Source organism: bacterium endosymbiont of Bathymodiolus sp. 5 South (assembly GCF_900128535.1).
Lineage (GTDB): Bacteria > Pseudomonadota > Gammaproteobacteria > PS1 > Pseudothioglobaceae > Thiodubiliella.
Genome location: NZ_FQTR01000266.1, coordinates 1 through 1,683, shown reverse-complemented (window position 1 = coordinate 1,683; position 1,683 = coordinate 1). Strand labels below are relative to the sequence as shown.

Here is a 1,683-nt window from a genome sequence, read left to right as displayed (position 1 = left end):
GGATGTTATGCTTGCTAGCAATCTGCACTAGGGTGCTTTTATTTTGTAATAACTCAAGTACTAATTTTGTCTTAAATGTTGAGGTATATTTGGTTCGTTTTTTACTCATTTTTTTTTACTCCGATTTTTTTGTTTAGTTTGACTTGTTCGAAATAAGAAAATTTAAATTGTTGTCTTAATTTGTTGGGGTTTTATAGTTTTAATATTATGAGTTATACAAAAGTCTCTATTGGTTATTTTGTCTAAATCAATAAGTTTGGTGAATTTACGATAGATGTGGTTGGCTGGAACTAAGTCTTCTAGGTCAATGATTTCTGTTTGAGTGATCATTGTTTTTTAAGTTGTTGATATTTATAGTATTTTATCATAAATATGGTGCTTTTTTGTTGTTTTTTGGTTTTGATTGTGGGTTTGGGGTTTGGATGGTTCTATTTTTGGATTTGGGCAAGAAGTTTTAAAAAGTTGACAGAGGTTTATGGTAATATACTAACAAATATAGCAACAAATAGAAAAAATTATGCAACTAAAAAAAGGGACACAGCGTGGCTTTGTTATCATTAGCGAGTCAGCAGGTGATGAGAGTGGTTGGTCAGTCTCTAGTGCAGGTGATGTCAATGGCGATGGATTAGATGATTTAATTGTGGGTGCTAAAAATGCTAAAGTAGGCAAAGAATATAGCGCAGGCAAATCGTATGTTGTGTTCGGCAAACAAGACAACACCAATACTATTGATTTATCAGACATTGCCTATGGCATAGGCGGCTTTGTTATCAATGGCGAGTCAGCAGGTAATCAAAGTGGCTACTCAGTCTCCAATGCAGGTGATGTTAATGGCGATGGATTAGATGATTTAATTGTGGGTACTAATACTGCCAAGACAGGTAAATCGTATGTTGTGTTCGGCAAACAAGACAACGATCCCATTGAGTTATCAGCCATTACTGCTGGCAAAGGTGGTTTCATTATCAATGATGAATCAGGGCGTAATTTTAGTGGTTGCTTAGTCTCTAGTGCAGGTGATGTCAACGGCGATGGTTTAGATGATTTAATTATTAGTGCTATATATTCTGGCGATCAAGACAATAGATTTAAGCCAGGTAAATCGTATGTTGTGTTCGGCAAAAAAGATAACACTGCTATTAATTTATCAGACATTGCCGCTGGCATAGGTGGCTTTGTTATCAATGGCGAGTCAGTGAGTGTGAGTGACGACCTTTATGTCATGGGCCGCGGCATGCCAGCGGGTCATTCAGTCTCCAGCGCAGGTGATGTTAATGGCGATGGCTTAGATGATTTAATTGTGGGTGCTCGTGCAGCCGATCCAAGTAATAAATTAAACGCAGGTAAATCATATGTCGTATTTGGAAAAAAAGACAACACCAATGCCATTGAATTATCAGATATTGTCGCTGGCACAGGTGGCTTTGTTATCAATGGCGAGTTAGCGTATGATAAGAGTGGTTGGTCAGTCTCCAGCGCAGGTGATGTTAATGGCGATGGCTTAGATGATTTGATTGTGGGTGCTTACACTGCTGATACAGGTGGTAGTATATACGCAATCAAAAAATATAATGTAGGGAAATCGTATGTTGTATTCGGTAAAAAAGATACCGCTCTCGTTGAGTTATCAGATATTTCTTCTGGTATTGGTGGCTTTGTTATCATTGGCGAGTCAGCGGATGA

1 protein-coding gene is annotated in these 1,683 nt (G+C 37.8%); it reads left to right on the top strand.

Translation table 11 applies throughout. The annotated features are described in order from the left end of the window. Positions 1-517 precede the first annotated feature (517 nt). A partial coding sequence (locus tag BBROOKSOX_RS10690) for an integrin alpha (protein WP_180324011.1) occupies positions 518-1,683 on the top strand: 1,166 nt, incomplete at its 3' end.